Origin of the sequence: Nonomuraea sp. NPDC049400 (assembly GCF_044466425.1) — a bacterium.
Taxonomy (GTDB): domain Bacteria; phylum Actinomycetota; class Actinomycetes; order Streptosporangiales; family Streptosporangiaceae; genus Nonomuraea.
In genome coordinates, this window is record NZ_JBITMP010000007.1 from 24926 (window position 1) to 40483 (window position 15558).

The window sequence follows — 15558 nt, forward strand, 5'->3', positions numbered from 1 at the left end:
GCCGCGAGGTCAGGCGGCGCAGGTGGTGGCGGAGGCGGGGACCTTGCCCTCCAGCACGTACGCGTCCACCGTCCGCAGGACGCAGGCGTCGCCGGTCAGGTACGCCCCATGTCCCTCGCCCTCGTAGGTGACCAGCACACCCGTCTTGAGCTGGGCCGTGAGCCGGGTCGCCCACTGGTACGGGGTGGCCGGGTCGCCCTTGCCGCCGATGACCACGATGGGGCCGGAGCCGGTCGCGTCGATGTGCCTGGCCGCGTCGTCACCCCGCACCGCCCAGTGGGCGCAGGGGGCCGAGCCCTCGGCCGCCAGGATCGGGAAGGTCTTCTCCACCCGGTCGTTGATCTCGGCGACCTCGGCGGCGGTGGGCCGCTCGGTGGTGTCGGCGCAGCTGATCGCCTGCATGCTCGTCATCGACGTCGTGTACGTCCCGTCCGCCTTGCGCCCCGTGTACGAGTCCGCCAGCGTGAGCAGGGTCCGGCCGTCGCCCTTGATCGCCGCCGCGGCGGCCTGCTCCAGCACCGGCCAGGCGGCCTTGGCGTACAGCGGGGTGATGACGGCGAGCTGGGCCAGCCCGTACGTGAGCTCGCGGTCCCCCACCTTGAGCGGCTTGGTCTTCAGCCCGTCGAGCAGGCCCTCGACCGCCTTCTCGACGGCGGCGGGGTCGGCGCCGAGCTCGCAGCTCTGCGCCACGCAGTCCTTCGCGAACGCCCCGAACGCCTGGTGGAACCCCTCCGCCTGCGTCACCGCGCGGTCCTCCCACGTGACCGTGGGGTCGAAGGCGCCGTCCAGGACGAAACGGCCGACGTTCTTGGGGAATTGGGTGGCGTACACGGCGCCCAGGTGCGTGCCGTACGAGAAGCCGAAGTAGTTGAGCTTCTTGTCCCCGAGCGCGGTCCGCAGCAGGTCGAGGTCCTTGGCGGCGTTCACGGTGCCGACGTACGGCAGGACCTTGCCGGAGTCCTTCTGACACGCGGAGGCGAACTCCTTGGCCAGCCGGTCGCCGTCGGCCCGCGCCGAGGCGTCGATGAGCTTGCCGATCTGGCCGCCGCACTTGACGCCGGAGCTGCGCTCGACGCCGCGCGGGTCGAAGCTGACCAGGTCATAGCGGGTGCCCAGGTTGCCGAACGCCCTGGCGGCCTGTGCCAGCGTGTCCACGCCCGACGCGCCGGGACCGCCGAAGTTGAAGACCAGTGAGCCGAGGCGGTCGCCGGTGGCCTTGACGCGGATGAGCGCGAGGTCGATCTTCTCGCCGTCCGGCTTGGCGTGGTCGAGCGGGACCTGGATCTTGCCGCACTCTATGCCGGAAGCCGGGGCGGCCGGCTTGCCGTCCGCGCCGAGCAGGTCGGTGCACGTGCTCCACGCGACCGTACCCGGGTCCTGGACGGGAGCCTCGCCGCATCCGGCGAGGACGGCCGCGCCCAGGAGGAATGTCACTATGGCCTTCTTCATGCTGACAAGCATGATCAATCGGGGGTCCGCCTAGGTAGTGGGCCGAAACACCACTTGAAGATGACTAATGTCAATTCCGGCGCGGCCGGCGTACGAACCAGATGCCGAAGAACCCGAACCCGATCCCGACCAGGCAGGTCCAGATCCACCACGTGTGCTCCGGGGCGGGGCGGAAGATCAGCAGGACGACCAGGGCGACGGCCCAGAGCCCGATGCCCACGGCGATGGCGGCGGTGTCGTTGGTCTTGATGGGCTCCGGATCGGGATGCCACTGCTGCTTCACGTTGTCCAGCCTAGCTTCCAATCGGGTCTCGATCTCATTACTGACTCTTTCCGCAGGTCACCGCGACTGTCACTCTTCGCGTCGTGAGTGACACTCGTAACGCAATAGATCGTTTCTTCGCAATCTCCGCAAGAGGTTCAACAGTCTCCCGTGAGATACGCGGCGGCCTGGCCACGTTCTTCACCATGGCCTACATCGTGGTGCTGAACCCCATCATCATTGCCAACGGCACGGACGTGGACAAGCAGGTCATCGGCGACGGCACGACGCCCAACGTGGCGCTCGTCGCCGCCGGGACGGCTTTCGTGGCGGGCCTGCTGACGATCCTCATGGGCGTCGTCGGCAGGGTCCCCTTCGCGATGGCGGCCGGGCTCGGGCTGAACGCCTTCGTGACCTTCAACATCGCCACGGTGATGACCTGGGAGGAGGCCATGGGCCTGGTCTTCCTCGAAGGCGTCATCATCGCCATCCTGGTGCTGACCGGGCTCAGGACGGCGGTGTTCCACGCCATCCCGGCCCAGCTCAAGACCGCCATCAGTGTCGGCATCGGCCTGTTCATCGCGTTGATCGGCTTCGTGGACGCGGGCTTCGTGCGGCGGGTGCCGGCCGGACCGCCGCTGGAGATGGGCATCAAGGGCACCCTGACCTCGTGGCCGATCTTCGTGTTCGTGGCCGGGCTGCTCGTCACGGCGGCGCTGGTCGCGCGGAAGGTCAAGGGCGCCATCCTCATCGGCATCGTGGGCACCACCGTGCTGGCGATCATCGTCGAGCAGTTCACCAAGTCCGGCGCGTTCTCGGCCAAGAACCCGGGCGGCTGGCAGCTGAACGTCCCCACCATCCCCAAAGAGATCTTCGGCTTCCACAACCCGCTCACGCTGTTCACGGAGTTCGACCCGTTCGGCGCGTTCAGCCGCGTTTCCGTGCTCCTGGCCGTGCTGTTCGTCTTCACCCTGCTCATCACGGACTTCTTCGACACGATGGGCACCATCGTGGGCGTCGGCCGCCAGGCGAACCTGGTGCAGGAGGACGGGACCCTGCCGCGTACCAGGGAGATCCTGCTCGTCGACTCGATCGGCGCGGCGGCCGGCGGCGCCGGCTCCGTCTCCTCGAACACCACCTACATCGAGTCGGCAGCCGGGGTCGGCGAGGGCGCGCGCACCGGTCTGGCCAGCGTGGTCACCGGGTTGCTGTTCCTCGTGGCGATCTTCTTCGCGCCGCTCGTCACGGTCGTCCCGTACGAGGCCGCCGCGCCCGCGCTGGTCGTGGTCGGTTTCCTGATGATGACCGCGATCCGCGACATCGACTGGAACGACTACGAGATCTCCATCCCGGCGTTCCTCACCATCGTCGTCATGCCGTTCACCTACTCGATCTCCAACGGCATCGGCGCCGGCTTCATCAGCTACGTGCTGGTCAAGGCCGTGCGGGGCAAGGCGCGCGAGATCCACCCGCTGCTGTGGGGGGTCACGGTCCTGTTCGTCCTCTACTTCGCGATCGGGCCGATCCGGGCGCTGTTCGGAGTCTGAGTACGCGGGAAGAAGCCGCCCTGCGCGTGCGGGGCGGCTTCGAGGTACCAAGGAGGCAGCCCGATATTTGATTGGGGAAATATCTTGAGATGCCGTATAGTTAGCAAAGGTAATGACACATGCTAACCAACCCCCAGCACAAGACAGACCTGCGCAGCGACGCAGGCCTGGCTTCAGCCCTGCGCGTCTCACTGGCAAGGCTGACCAGGCGCCTACGACGACAGGCGGCAGCCCACTCGCTGACTCCCACACAGTTCGCGACGCTCGCCGCAGTGGAACGGCATTCCGGGATAACCCCCGGCGAATTGGCCGAGCTCGAGAAGGTACAACCGCCCTCGATGACGCGCGTGATCGCCGCGCTCGAGGAGCGCGGCCTGGTGTCGCGCTCCCCGCATCCGACCGACCGGCGGCAGGTGACCGTGAGCGTGACCGAGGCCGCCCAGAAGCTGCTGAAGGAAGAGCGGCGCCGCAAGGAGGCGTGGCTGACGCAGCGGCTGAAGGAGCTCACGCCGGAGGAGCGGTCGATTCTCCGGCAGGCGGCACCGATCCTGGAGAAGCTCAGCAGGATATAGAGCCCGAAGAACCCAAGACCGGAATGTTCCGGTCTCTCAAGGTTCGTAACTATCGCATGTTCGCAGCCGGGGGCATGGTCTCCAACGTCGGCACCTGGCTGCAGCGCACCGCCCAGGACTGGCTGGTGCTCGATCTGACCCACGGCAGCGCGGCGGCGCTCGGAACGGCGACCGCCCTGCAGTTCCTGCCGATGCTGCTGTTCGGGATGTTCGGCGGCGTGCTCGCCGACCGCTACACCAAGCGGCCCATCCTCATCGCCGCCCAGTCGCTGATGGCCGCGCTGGCGCTCACCATCGGCGTGCTGACCATGACGGGCGCCGCCCAGGTCTGGCACGTGTACGTGATGGCGTTCCTGCTCGGCATGATCTCCTGCGTCGAGGTGCCGACGCGGCAGGCGTTCGTGGTCGAGATGGTCGGACGGCGCGACCTGCCCAACGCGATCGCCCTGAACAGCTCGATCTTCAACCTCGCCCGCGTGGTCGGCCCGGCGCTGGCCGGTGTGCTGATCTACGTGCTCGGCGGCACGGGCCCCATCTTCCTGATCAACGCGCTGACCTTCGGCGCGGTGATCTCGAGCCTGGTCTTCATGCGCTCGTCCGAGCTGAACCCCGCCGCGCCCGTGCCCCGTGCCAAGGGGCAGCTCCGCGAGGGGCTCCGCTACGTGATCCAGCGCGAAGAGCTGCTCATGCCGGTGCTGCTGATCGGGTTCGTGTCGATGTTCTCGCAGTCGTTCTCGATGTCGATCGCGCTGATGGCCCGCCAGGAGTTCGGCGCGGGAGCGTCCTCGTTCGGACTGGCCTCCAGCATGTTCGCGGTGGGTGCACTTGGCGGCGCCCTGCTCGCGGCACGGAGGGCGCGGCTGACACGGAAGCTGCTGATGGCGGGGGCGCTCGGCTTCGGGCTCTTCCAGATCGCCACCGGGCTGGCCCCGTTCTACCCCGTCTACCTCTTGCTGCTGATCCCGACCGGGATCGCGCTGATCACCATCAACACGGCCGCGAACGCCAGCGTCCAGATGGCCACGTCGCCGGACATGCGGGGTCGGGTCATGGGGATCTACATGCTGGTGTTCACCGGCGGGGCTCCGCTGGGCGCGCCGCTGATCGGGTGGCTGTCCGAGCTGGGCGGTCCGCGGATGGGCGTGGTCCTGTCCGGCGTGCTGGTCCTGGTCGGCACCGGACTGGCGGTGCTGATGACGCGGCTGATCAGCTCCCGGGTCGCCAGGCCGTCACTCGCCGTCGCCTGAGCCCGGCCCCTGAAGGGGGACCCGGGGCGGTGGCGGGGGAGAATCGGGTGGCATGAGGCTCTTTGCGGCGCTGGTGCCGCCCGACGAGGTGCTGGACGAGATCTCGCACGCGATCGCCCCGTACGTCGGGCAGGTGCCGGGGCTGCGCTGGCCCGACCGGGCCACCTGGCACATCACGCTGGGCTTCTTCGGTGAGGTGCCCGAGCAGGCGCTGCCCGAGCTGGAGGTGCGCCTGGCCCGCGCCGTGCACCGCTACAGCGTGCTCGACCTGGCCTTCGAGGGCTTCGGCGCCTTCTCATCCGCCCGCCGGGCCAGGGTCTTCTGGGTGGGCGTCACCGGCGACTCCATGACCAGGCTGGCGGACTCCGTCAAGGCGGGGGCGCGGCGGGCGGGAGCCGTACAGACCGATGAGAAGCGGTTTCACCCGCACCTCACGCTCGCCCGGGCCAAGACGGAGACGGACCTCCGCCCGCTGGTGGAGTCGCTGTCCGGGTTCAGCGGCTCGCCGTGGCGGGCGGAGCACGTCCATCTCGTCCGCAGTCACACCGGGCCCCAGGTGAGGTACGAGTCACTCGCCGAATGGGCGCTGGCACCCGCCGGCGAGAGCTAGGCTCCAGGTCGTGGATCGTCCTCGCCCATGGCTGCTGCCCATCGTGCTCGGCCTGCTGCTGCTCATCGTCGTGATCGGCGCGTTGCTGAGCTGATTTACCAGGCGTAGTCCTCAGGGGCCGTCTTGTGACCCGGGAAGATCTCGTCGAGCCGGGCCAAAGTGGCCTCGTCGAGGTCGATCTCCAGGGTGCGCAGGCTGCCCTCGAGCTGCTCAAGGGTGCGCGGGCCGATGATCGGCGCGGTGACCGCCCGCTGCTTGAGCAGCCAGGCCAGGGCCACGTACGCCGGCTCCTCGCCCAGCTCGTCGCAGAGCTTCTCGTACTGCTCGATCTTGTCGCGGTGCTTCTCGAGCTGCGTGATCATGTGGTCGGCGGCCGAGCGGCCCTTGTCGATCTTGCGGAGCACGCCGCCGAGCAGGCCGCCGGCCAGCGGGCTCCACGGGATCACGCCGAGGCCGTAGTCCTCGCAGGCGGGCAGCACCTCCAGCTCGACCGTGCGGGTGAGCAGGTTGTAGTGGGACTGCTCGCTGACGAGGCCGTTGAAGTTGCGCCTGGCGGCCGACTCCTGGGCCTTGGCGATGTGCCAGCCGGCGAAGTTCGAGGAGCCGACGTAGATGATCTTGCCCTGCTGGCGCAGGACCTCCATCGCCTCCCAGAACTCCTCGAACGGGGTGTCCCGGTCGATGTGGTGTGCCTGGTAGATGTCGATGTAGTCGGTCTGCAGGCGCTTCAGTGAGGCGTCGCAGGCTTTGCGGATGTGGAGCGCCGAAAGCTTCCGGTCGTTGGGCCAGTCGCTCATCGGGCCGTTGAGCTTGGTCGCGATGACGGTCTTCTCCCGGCGACCGCCGCCCTGCGCGAACCACCGGCCGATGATCTGCTCCGTGATGCCCTCGCCCAGCTTCCATCCGTAGACGTCGGCCGTGTCGAAGAAGTTGATGCCCAGATCAAGGGCCCTGTCCATGATCGCGAAGGAGTCTTCCTCCGAGGTCTGCGGGCCGAAGTTCATGGTGCCGAGGCAGAGCGGGCTCACCTGGAGGCCACTGCGTCCGAGGTTGACGTAGTCCATGACTCAACCCTAAAGAGCTGGAGTGCACTCCAGGCCATACACTAGGTCCGTGATCTCGAATGGAGCGCTGCGGGAAACCCGCGCTTCATGATCGCATTACTCCGCACGGCCGTGCCGCTCTTCCTGGCGATGATCGCGGGCACGGTCGGCTCGCTGGTGGTCACCTCGGTGCTGGGCAAGCATGACACCGTCACCCTCGCCGCGTTCGCGGTCGTGACCGCCGTGCTCAATCCGGCCAGCGCCGCGGTCCAGGGCGCGCTGCGCGGGCTCGGGCCGTTCATCGCCCCCTACCGGGACGACCCGGCGAAGGCCGTGCCGATCGTGCGGGACGCGCGCTGGCTCAGCCTCGCGACCGGCGCGGTCGGCGCCCTCGCCGTGATCTGCGTGCCGCTGCTCGCGAGCGTCACCGGAGTGCCCGGCGAGGTCGTGCGCGAGATGGGCCTGCTGCCGTATCTCCTCGCGGTGCAGCTCCTGGTCTTCGCCTCCACCGGCGGCTCGAGCACCATCCTGATCGCGCTGGGGCGCAGCCGTAGCGTGCTCTGGCCGACGCTGGTCTCCGGCGTGCTGCTGAGCGTGCTGACCGTCGCGCTGGTGCCGCCGCTGGGGCTCGACGGGGTGGGCCTGGCCTGGGTGATCGCGGGCGTGGCGGCGGCGGGCGTGGCCACCTGCAGCGTGCGGCGCGCGCTCGGACGGGCCGTCGGGCAGGCCAGGCCCAGGGGCGGCGAGATCGTCAAGCTGGCGAAGGTCAGCATCCCGCTGGCCGGCACCGTGCTGATCAAGTTCGGTGTGCTGGGGGTCGTCACCTTCGCCGCGAGCACCACGAACACCCGCGACACCGCCGCCCACGCGGTGCTGACCACGCTCACCGGCTTCATCATGCTGGCCTCGCTCTCCATCGCCCAGGCGGCCGTGCCGGACGTGGCCCGCGCCTGCGACGCGGCCGGGGCGCGCCGGGCCAACCGGAGCGCGGCGCTGCTCGCCATCGCAGGGACGCTCGTCGGCGCCGGCTTGCTGCTCGGGTTCGGGGACCGGCTGCTGGTGCTGTTCAGCGACGACGCCGCGGTGCGGGAGCGCGTGCTCGCACTGCTGCCGCTGATGCTGCTGTCGTCGGTGCTCGACGGTGCCCAGGCGGTGCAGGGCTTCGGACTCACTGCGCTCAAGCGGTCCGCGGCGAGCCTGGGCTACTTCGCGATCGGGTACGGGCTGCTGGTCGTGGCCGCCGTACCCGTGGCCAGGACCTGGGGGATCACGGGCCTGTGGGTGGCCATGACGGTGGCCAACGGGCTGCTGGTGGTGCTGCAGGGCACCGGCTTCCACCGCCACAGCGCCAAGGTGGGCTCGGGAGGTCAGAACCCCGGCAGCCATCAACGCGAACGGGAGCGGCCGCGTTGGAAGTCGGCACGTGGGGCATGATGTCCGCGTGGGGGATGTCGTGTTCCGGGCGTCGGGGGCTGTGGTGGCGGCGGCCTGCGTGCTGCTCGCCGTTCCCGCCCAGGCGAGGGCGGACAATGGCGAGGACCAGGTCTTCACCTTCAAGGATCCCCGGATCACCGAGTCGAGCGGCCTGGCCGTCTCGCCGACGCACGACGGCGTCTACTACACGCACAACGACAGCTCCGCCGCCCCCACCTTCTACGCCGTTGACGGCAAGGGCCGGACGAAAGCCACCTTCCGGGTACGAGGCGCCCAGGCCAGGGACTGGGAGGCCATGGCGGCGACCAAGGACCCGGCGACGGGGCGGGGCGTGCTCTGGTTCGCCGACATCGGCGACAACCTCGACGGGGCGTGGCCGGACGTCTCCGTCTACCGGGTGATGGAGCCGCAGACCCTCAACGACGCGACACTGCCCGCGACCCGCTACCGCTTCCGCTACGCCGACGGCGGCCGCAACGCCGAAGGCATCATGGTCAACCCTCGGACGGGCCGCCTCTACGTGGTGTCCAAGGAGTTCGCGGGGGCGGTCTACGCCGCGCCGAAGAAACTCCGCACCGACAAGACGAACATCCTGCGCAAGGTGGCCTCCGCCCCCCTCATGGCCACGGACGCCGCGTACGCCCCCGACGGCTCCTCGTACGTCATCCGCACGTACTTCTCGGCCACCCTCTACCGCCCGTCCGGCGAGACGATCGCCAAGGTGTCGATGCCGGAGCTGAAGCAGGCGGAGTCGATCGCGTACACGGCCGACGGCAAGGCCCTCCTCACGGGCACGGAGGGCTCGCGCAGCCCGGTCTACCGCGTCCCTCTCCCCGCCGGCGCCACTCCCACCCCGTCCACCTCTGCAAAGGCCTCGATCCCGGCCACTCCGGCGGCCGCGGACACGGGCCAGGCACGTGCGGCGGAGGGCGGCTTCACGGCCAAGAACATCCTGATCTGGCTCGCCGCCGCCGCGACCGCCCTCGGCACCATCGCCTTCATCGCCCGCCGCACCCGCTGACGCGGTCACGGGACGAGGAGCCCCCAGTACAGGGCCCAGGGGAGGAACAGCGTGCCGGCGACCGCGACCATGCGCACCCTGGCCGAGGCCGTACGCCACCGGGAGAGACAGGCGATCACGGCGACGGCGGCGACGGCGGCGAGCAACTGGGAGGCGAGCCAGGTGACGGGGCGGCCGAGCAGCATGGGGCCTGTCGTGACGCCGCGGCCGTTGGACGTCATGAGCAGGCTCATCAGCGTGTACGACGTGCCGACGATCGACAGGGCGCCCGAGACGGCGAGGACGCGGGCGGGCCAGGAGCCCGCACCCAGCCGGCGGACGGCGTAGGCCAGGAAGGCCAGCAGCATCAGCGCCATGCCGCCGATCATCAGTTGCCACGACTCCCACCACGCCGACGGCGGAGTGTCCACGCTGCGCGACTCCTGCGCGGGATAGGGCTCCGCGCTGGAGGCCGGCACATTTCCCGCGGCCACGTTCTTCACCCAGGTGCCCACCGCCTCGGCGTACCCGGGGGTGAGGGTGTTCTCGTCCGAGTGCAGGGCGTGGGGGGCGTCCTGGAAGAACTTCACGGTCAGGCTGCCGTTCACGTACGCGCGGAACCGCTCGGCGCTCTCGGCCGGCATCACCTGGTTGTCCTCGGCGCCCCACATGGCCAGCACCGGCTGCGTGAGCTTGCCGAGCGTGGGCGCCGGGTCGTAGTGCGCCTCGGGGAAGAGCCCGGCGTCGGCCACGAGCCGGTGCAAGCCGGCGTAGGCCCCGCGCAACGACCCGCGTACGCCGGCACGGTCGAGCTTGTTCGTGGCGTTCCAGGACTGGGTGCGTAGCGGAGCGAGACCGGGGCCGCCCACGGTGACCAGGAACTCCACGTCCTTCGATCGGGTGGCCGCGATCGGCGCAACCCAGCCACCCTCGCTGAGCCCCCACAGCCCGGTGCGCCCCACGCCGGGCTGCTTCTTGAGCACGGCCAGCGCCGCAAGGGCGTCATCGGCCAGTTGTGAGTAGTCGCGGTGAGTTTTGTCATAGCCGACGGCGCGCTTGTCGGGGGCCAGAACCACCATGCCCTGCTTGGCGAAGGCCTCGGCCTCGGCCCTCAGCTCCCGCCGGCTGTTGCCGGCGCCCGAGCCGTGCACGAGGAGGAGGCCCGGCAGCTCGCCGGTCGCGTGCGCGGGCTGGAGGATCTCGCCGCCCAGCCGCTGCCCGTCCGCGGTCGTGAAGGTCACGTCGGTGGTCTTCAGCTGGACGTCATGGGTGGCCGGGGTGTGGAGGGACGCTGCCAGCAGAGCTGCGGCCACGAGCTTCATCGGTGTTTCTCCGTCTACGAAGTGCTGCGAACACCGACAAGTCTCGAAAAATCAGCCTTTGACGACATCGCCGACGCAGGCGATCTTGCCGCTCCCCCGCGCGGGGGAGGCACGGAGGGGCAGACCTCCCTCTGGCAATCGAACGTGAGTACGATGTCCTTGTGTATCTTCCGCCGGAGTGGCCGCCCGAGGTCCGCCCACCCAGCGTCCCCGACTGGGAGACCTCGGCCGTGGCCTGGCTGCTCGACGCCGTGCCCCCCGACTACAGGGCCTATGAAATTTTGAAACGCTACCCAATCGCCTTGGCCAGAATGGCTATTCACCACGTGAACGCGTCGGTTGAAGCCGCTCGGGCGGGATACCGGAGCGCCGCGGTGGACCTCAAAAGCCAACTCCCTCCTCATGCTGTCGAGGCGGTGCTCGACGTCTATCGCGAGGAGGGGCCACGCCTGGTCCGCCTGGCCCGCTCCATCGCCGTCGTCGAGCAAGCCTTGCGTGGCGACATGTTCACCGCGACCATGCGCAACTTTCGATGACGTACGACATGGTCATCTCCGAGCGGGGAGCTTGATCAGCTAGAGGGTCTGAGCGGCCTGATGGACGAGCCCTTCTTTTCAATTGCGGAGGTTGCCGTTCTGGCCCGCTCGATCGAGGTGGTCGGGCAAGCCCTGCGCGGCGAGATCTTCACCGCGACCCTGCGTGGGCGAGGGAGGCGAGCGGGTCCCTCGTCGGCCTGAACCAGCTGCTTGGCACAGTTCTCGGGATGATCAAGCGCGAGAGCCGGGGGGGGAACGCGGCGGACCGGTGGGCCGCCGCGTTCCGGAGGGGGCGGGGGTCATGCGGCGGGGGCGGCCTTCTCCTCGTCGCGGGGGAAGAAGGGCAGCTCGAGGCAGTCCCGGTCGGCGGCGGCGAGGAGGAGAAGAGCGTCCAGACAAAGGAGGGCATGATTCGTCAAGATATGGCGGGGACGGCCGGTTAGCCGGAAAATCGGCAGTGTGACGGAGAAGATCGGGGTCGTGGGAGCCGGCATCGTCGGCCTGGCCGTGGCACGCGAGCTGGCCGAGGTCAGGGGCGCCGAAGTGACCGTGCTGGAGAAGGAGCCGCGCGTCGGCGCCCACCAGACCGGGCACAACAGCGGCGTCGTCCACGCGGGCATCTACTACCCGCCCGGCTCGCTCAAGGCCAGGTTGTGCCGCGAGGGTGTGGCGCTGCTCAAGGAGTACTGCGCCGCGCACGCGCTGCCGTACGAAGAGGCCGGCAAGCTGGTCGTCGCCAGTAACCAGGCCGAGCGGCCGCTGCTGAGCGCGCTGGCCGAGCGGGCGCGCGCCAACGGCGTGCCCGGCATCGCCGAGCTCGACGCGCTCGGCCTGCGCGAGATCGAGCCGCACGCGGTCGGCGTCGGCGCGATCCACTCGCCGCACACGGCGATCTGCGACTTCCCCGCCGTCGCGCGCCGGCTCGCGCTCGATGTGGCGGAGATGGGCGGTTCTGTGCGCCTTTCGCATCCGGTCAGGGGGATCCGGGAGCGTTCAGGAAAAGTCGAGGTCGTGGCGGCGAACCGGAAGTTCGCCTTCGACCGCCTGGTGGTGTGCGGCGGGCTGGGGACCGACAAGGTGGCCGAGATGGCGGGATATCCGGGTGAGGTGCGGATCGTCCCGTTCAGGGGGGAGTTCTACGCGCTCCAGGGTGCGGCCAAGGACCTGGTGCGCGGGCTGATCTACCCGGTGCCGGACCCGCGGTATCCGTTCCTGGGGGTGCATCTGACGCGGCAGATCGATGGCGGGGTGCTGGTGGGGCCGAACGCGGTGCTCGCCCTGGCTTACGAAGGCTACCAATGGCGAAATATCCGTGATTTCGGGCAGATACTTGGCTGGCCCGGGACGTTGCGCATGGCCATGGCCCACTGGCGTACCGGGATAAAGGAGGCGTACGGATCTTTCGTCAAGAAAGTCTTCCTCAATGGAGCCCGCCGCTACGTCCCCGAGCTCACCGCCCCCGACCTCGTACGAGCTCCCGGCGGCGTCCGCGCCCAGGCCGTCTCCAGGGACGGCAAGCTGCTCGACGACTTCGTGGTGGACGTGCACGGCAACATCGTCCTGGTACGCAACGCGCCTTCGCCCGCGGCCACCTCCAGCCTGGCAATTGCCCGGCATATCGCCGGAATTGTCCCAGCACTCGTCCGATGAGTGCATCCTTGAATGTGATGGAATCACGCCTGCTGATAGTCGAGGACGACCCGAACATCCTCGAGCTCCTCGCCGCGAGCCTGAGGTTCGCGGGATTCGACGTGACCACCGCTAAGAGCGGCCACGACGCCGTGGCCGCCGTGCAGCGGCACCGCCCTGACCTCGTCGTGCTCGACGTGATGCTGCCCGACCTGGACGGGTTCGAGATCGTCAGGCGGCTGCGCGGCGGCGGGTTGCACACGCCCGTGGTGTTCCTCACCGCCCGTGACGAGACCGAGGACAAGATCCGCGGGCTCACGATCGGCGGCGACGACTACGTGACCAAGCCGTTCAGCCTGGAGGAGGTGGTCGCCAGGATCCACGCGGTCCTGCGCCGTACGAGCGGCGACCTCCCGGCGGCACCGCCGCGGCTGACGTTCGCCGACATCGAGCTCGACGAGGAGAGCCACGAGGTGTGGCGCGGGGGCAACGCGGTGGCGCTGTCGCCGACCGAGTTCAAGCTGCTGCGCTACTTCATGACGAACGCCGGCCGCGTCCTGTCCAAGCCGCAGATCCTCGACCACGTGTGGGACTACGACTTCCGGGGCGAGGTGGGCATCGTCGAGTCGTACGTGTCCGTGCTGCGCCGGAAGATCGACAACCGCAGCCCCCGGCTCATCCACACCCTGCGCGGTGTCGGCTACGTCCTACGCCTGCCACCGAGTCCCTGATGCGTGGCCTGCCGCTGCGGATCAAGCTCATCGCGTCGATGCTGGCCCTGCTCGGGTTCGGCCTGACCTTCATCGGCCTGGTGAGCGTCTCGGTGCTGCACGGCTATCTCATGGATCGGGTGGACAGCCAGCTCACCCTGCTCAGCGCCCGCATGGTCAAGAAGGTCAGGAGCGACTGGCGCAACGACAGGGAGACCTCCGACCGGCCGATCCTCATCGAGTCCGACGCGATCGCCCTGGTCAAGGAGCCGGGCGGCCAGTTCGTGCCGATGCTGACCGACCGCGACGTGGACGTGAAGCCGAAGCCGGTGCTGTCGCCGTCGCCGGGCGCGGATCCGTACACCACCCGCGCGATCAGCGGCGCCGGCGAGTGGCGGGTGCTGGAGAGCACGGTCCAGCGGCGCACGCTCGTGGTCGCGGTGGACATGGAGGAGGTCGACGCGATCACCAGGCGGCTCGTGCTCATCGAGCTCCTGGGCGGCGGCGGCATCCTGCTGCTGCTGGCCGTCGTGGGCATCACCATCGTGCGGCGCAGCATGCGCCCGCTCGGCCAGATCGAGCGCACGGCCGAGGCCATCGCCGGGGGAGAGCTGGGCCGCCGGGTGCCGGACGCCGACCCGCGTACCGAGGTCGGACGCCTGGCCAGGTCGCTCAACGGGATGCTCGCCCAGATCGAGGCCGCGTTCACGGCGCGGTCGGCGTCCGAGGCGGCGGCGCGCCGCTCCGAGGACCGCATGCGACAGTTCGTCGGCGACGCCTCGCACGAGCTGCGCACCCCGCTGACCTCCATCCGCGGTTTCGCCGAGTACGCCAGGCAGAACCCCGGCGCCGACCCCGCCGAGCTGATGCAGCGCGTGGAGAAGGCCGCGGGCCGGATGAGCCTGCTGGTGGACGACCTGCTGCTGCTGGCCAGGGTGGACCAGCAGCGGCCGCTCAAGATGCGCCCGGTGGACATGCTGGCCCTGGCCGCGGACGCCGTACAGGACGCCAGGATCCTCGCGCCCGACCGGATCATCAAGCTGGACGTGGTCGGCGGCGCGGCCCTGATCGTCTCGGGCGACGAGGTACGGCTGCGCCAGGTCATCAGCAACCTCGTCACCAACGCCATCATCCACACCGAGCCCGGCTCGCCGATCATCGTCCGGGCCGGGGCGGGCGCGGACACGTTCTTCCTCGAAGTGGTCGACCAGGGCCCGGGACTCACCCCGGAGCAGGTCGAGCACGTCTTCGAGCGCTTCTACCGCGCCGACTCCGCCAGGTCGCGCCGCCGTTCAGGTGAGGACAGGGGCAGCGGGCTCGGCCTGGCCATCGTGCAGGCCCTCGTCCGCGCCCACGGCGGCACGGTGACGCTGGACAGCTCACCGGCAGGCGGCTCCACCTTCCGGGTGGAACTCCCACTCGCCTTGGAGTGAGCCTTCAGCTAACCCTCAGGTGGTTGAGTCACTCTAAGTAGGTGACGAAACCCGAGGCGCTGATCATGGTGGTGGACGACGAACCCAGCATCAGGGATCTGCTCTCCGCCAGCCTGCGCTTCTCCGGGTTCGAGGTGCTGACCGCCGCCGACGGGCAGGAGGCCGTGGAGGTGGCCGATCGGGCCTCGCCCGACCTTGTGGTGCTCGACGTGATGCTGCCGGATCTGGACGGGTTCGAGGTGGCCAGGCGGATCGACGCCCCTGTGCTGTTCCTGACCGCCCGCGGCGACACCGAGGACAAGATCGCGGGGCTGCGGGTGGGCGACGACTACGTCACCAAGCCGTTCAGCCTGGAGGAGGTGCAGGCCAGGATCCGGGCGGTGCTGCGGCGCACGCGCGGGGAGGGCGTGCCCGCCAGCAAGCTGAAGGTGGCCGACCTGGAGCTGGACGAGGACGCCCGCGAGGTGTGGCGGGGCGGGCGGCAGGTGCGTCTGTCGCCGACGGAGTTCAAGCTGCTGCACTACTTCATGGTCAACGCGGGCCGTGTCCTGTCGAAGGCGCAGATCCTGGACCACGTGTGGAACTACGACTTCGGTGGCGATGCCGGCGTCGTCGAGTCGTACGTCTCCTACCTCAGGCGCAAGGTGGACGACGTCGAGCCGCGGCTCATCCACACCCTCCGCAGCGTCGGCTACGTGCTGAGGGAACCGCCCGCAGGCTGAGCGGTTGACCGCTGAACGCGGTCAACCATGGGTAGCTTGAGT

General features: G+C 69.3%; 15 protein-coding genes. 11 read left to right on the forward strand and 4 right to left on the reverse strand.

Annotated elements, in window-relative coordinates; translation table 11 throughout:
- Positions 1-9 precede the first annotated feature (9 nt).
- Both ACIBVN_RS12005 and ACIBVN_RS12010 read right to left on the reverse strand, forming a co-directional pair.
- The gene (locus ACIBVN_RS12005) at positions 10-1449 is read right to left on the reverse strand and encodes an alpha/beta hydrolase (protein ID WP_397135372.1); all 1440 of its coding nucleotides are present in this window, start codon (positions 1447-1449) and stop codon (positions 10-12) included.
- 70 nt (positions 1450-1519) lie between these two features.
- Positions 1520-1732, reverse strand: coding sequence for a DUF2530 domain-containing protein (locus ACIBVN_RS12010; protein WP_397135374.1), 213 nt, complete (start codon positions 1730-1732; stop codon positions 1520-1522).
- Positions 1733-1815: 83 nt separating this feature from the next.
- Here ACIBVN_RS12010 and ACIBVN_RS12015 point away from each other — a divergent pair, with 83 nt between their 5' ends.
- From ACIBVN_RS12015 to thpR, 4 genes are all read left to right on the forward strand, one after another.
- Entirely contained in the window at positions 1816-3258 is a 1443-nt protein-coding gene (locus ACIBVN_RS12015) for an NCS2 family permease (protein WP_397135376.1), read from the forward strand.
- A gap of 119 nt (positions 3259-3377) precedes the next feature.
- Positions 3378-3830: a MarR family winged helix-turn-helix transcriptional regulator gene (locus tag ACIBVN_RS12020; RefSeq protein WP_397135378.1), complete on the forward strand. Its 453-nt coding sequence runs from the start codon at positions 3378-3380 to the stop codon at positions 3828-3830.
- A gap of 23 nt (positions 3831-3853) precedes the next feature.
- Positions 3854-5077 carry an MFS transporter gene (locus ACIBVN_RS12025; protein ID WP_397135380.1) on the forward strand — a complete coding sequence of 408 codons (1224 nt, stop codon included), beginning with the start codon at positions 3854-3856 and terminating at the stop codon, positions 5075-5077.
- A gap of 52 nt (positions 5078-5129) precedes the next feature.
- A complete protein-coding gene (thpR, locus tag ACIBVN_RS12030; protein ID WP_397135382.1) occupies positions 5130-5687 on the forward strand; it encodes an RNA 2',3'-cyclic phosphodiesterase in 558 nt (185 codons plus the stop codon).
- A gap of 95 nt (positions 5688-5782) precedes the next feature.
- Here the strand turns inward: thpR and ACIBVN_RS12035 are convergent, their stop codons facing one another.
- Positions 5783-6751 (reverse strand): aldo/keto reductase, encoded by a 969-nt coding sequence (locus ACIBVN_RS12035; RefSeq protein WP_397135384.1) that lies wholly within the window; start codon positions 6749-6751, stop codon positions 5783-5785.
- Positions 6752-6838: 87 nt separating this feature from the next.
- On the opposite strand from ACIBVN_RS12035, the gene ACIBVN_RS12040 reads away from it, so the two are divergent.
- Positions 6839-8164 (forward strand): MATE family efflux transporter, encoded by a 1326-nt coding sequence (locus ACIBVN_RS12040; protein ID WP_397135386.1) that lies wholly within the window; start codon positions 6839-6841, stop codon positions 8162-8164.
- A 7-nt stretch (positions 8165-8171) separates the two neighbouring features.
- Complete coding sequence (locus ACIBVN_RS12045) at positions 8172-9185, forward strand: hypothetical protein (RefSeq protein ID WP_397135388.1); 1014 nt, start codon at positions 8172-8174, stop codon at positions 9183-9185.
- Between the two features lie 5 nt (positions 9186-9190).
- Here ACIBVN_RS12045 and ACIBVN_RS12050 read toward each other — a convergent pair whose 3' ends face one another.
- Complete coding sequence (locus ACIBVN_RS12050) at positions 9191-10486, reverse strand: alpha/beta hydrolase family protein (protein ID WP_397135390.1); 1296 nt, start codon at positions 10484-10486, stop codon at positions 9191-9193.
- Positions 10487-10716: 230 nt separating this feature from the next.
- Between ACIBVN_RS12050 and ACIBVN_RS12055 the strand changes: the two genes are divergently transcribed.
- From ACIBVN_RS12055 to ACIBVN_RS12075, 5 genes are all read left to right on the forward strand, one after another.
- A complete protein-coding gene (locus ACIBVN_RS12055; protein WP_397135392.1) occupies positions 10717-11022 on the forward strand; it encodes a hypothetical protein in 306 nt (101 codons plus the stop codon).
- 459 nt (positions 11023-11481) lie between these two features.
- Positions 11482-12672 (forward strand): L-2-hydroxyglutarate oxidase, encoded by a 1191-nt coding sequence (gene lhgO / locus ACIBVN_RS12060; protein WP_397135394.1) that lies wholly within the window; start codon positions 11482-11484, stop codon positions 12670-12672.
- Between the two features lie 17 nt (positions 12673-12689).
- Positions 12690-13382: a response regulator transcription factor gene (locus tag ACIBVN_RS12065; protein WP_349449128.1), complete on the forward strand. Its 693-nt coding sequence runs from the start codon at positions 12690-12692 to the stop codon at positions 13380-13382.
- Positions 13382-14794 carry a sensor histidine kinase gene (locus tag ACIBVN_RS12070; protein ID WP_397135396.1) on the forward strand — a complete coding sequence of 471 codons (1413 nt, stop codon included), beginning with the start codon at positions 13382-13384 and terminating at the stop codon, positions 14792-14794. The genes ACIBVN_RS12065 and ACIBVN_RS12070 overlap by 1 nt, the downstream gene beginning before the upstream one ends.
- A 65-nt stretch (positions 14795-14859) precedes the next feature.
- Entirely contained in the window at positions 14860-15516 is a 657-nt protein-coding gene (locus ACIBVN_RS12075) for a response regulator transcription factor (protein WP_397135964.1), read from the forward strand.
- The last annotated feature ends 42 nt before the right edge of the window (positions 15517-15558 follow it).